This is a genomic window from Rhodococcus sp. ENV425, from assembly GCF_002887785.1.
Lineage (GTDB): Bacteria > Actinomycetota > Actinomycetes > Mycobacteriales > Mycobacteriaceae > Rhodococcus > Rhodococcus aetherivorans.
The window spans coordinates 1-783 of record NZ_PCZU01000202.1 but is presented as its reverse complement, the minus strand read 5'-3'; the positions used below and the strand labels follow the sequence as shown (position 1 = coordinate 783).

Annotated in this window: 1 protein-coding gene; it reads left to right on the top strand. The window is 74.3% G+C overall.

Going from position 1 to position 783, the window contains the following annotated elements:
• Positions 1-69 precede the first annotated feature (69 nt).
• Positions 70-783 (top strand): Xaa-Pro peptidase family protein (locus CQZ88_RS16740; RefSeq protein ID WP_102800058.1); only part of this gene is annotated, 714 nt, incomplete at its 3' end.

The window sequence follows — 783 nt, the reverse complement described above, 5'->3', positions numbered from 1 at the left end:
TCCTGCCCTTCGTCGTCACCGCCCGGGCGGCGGCCGTTCCGGCCGCCGCCGCGGGAGTACGTTGAGCCCATGCCCGCCGATCACGCCTCCCGCCGCGCCGCGCTGCGCCGGCTGCTCGCCGACCGGGACCTCGATGCGCTCCTGGTGACGGACCTGCTCAACATCCGCTACCTCACCGGCTTCACCGGTTCGAACGCCGCGCTGCTCGTCACCGCCGACGACGACGCCGACGAGTCCCGCACCGTCGTGTGCACCGACGGCCGCTACCTCACCCAGATCGCCGCGCAGGTGCCCGACCTGCGGGCCCGGATCGCCCGCGCCAGCGCCGATCACCTGGTCGGTTCCGCGGCCACGCCGGCCCGGTGGGGCTTCGAGAGCCACATCGTCACCGTCGAACAGCACGTGCGCTGGGCGGGGCTGGACAGCCCGCTCACCCTCACGCCCGCGCCCCGGCTGGTCGAGCAGTTGCGCATGGTCAAGGACGAACACGAGGTCGGGCTGCTGAAGGCGGCGTGCGCCGCCGCGGACCGGGCGCTGGCCGACCTCGTCGCCGCCGGCGGGCTGCGCCCGGGCCGCACCGAACGGCAGGTCGGCCGCGATCTCGAGGCCCGCATGCTCGACTACGGCGCCGACGGCATCTCCTTCGAGACGATCGTCGCGACCGGGGCGAACTCGGCTGTGCCGCACCACCGGCCCACCGACGCGGTGCTCGCCGCCGGGGACTTCGTCAAGCTCGACTTCGGCGCGCAGGTCGGGGGATACCACTCCGACATGACCCGCACC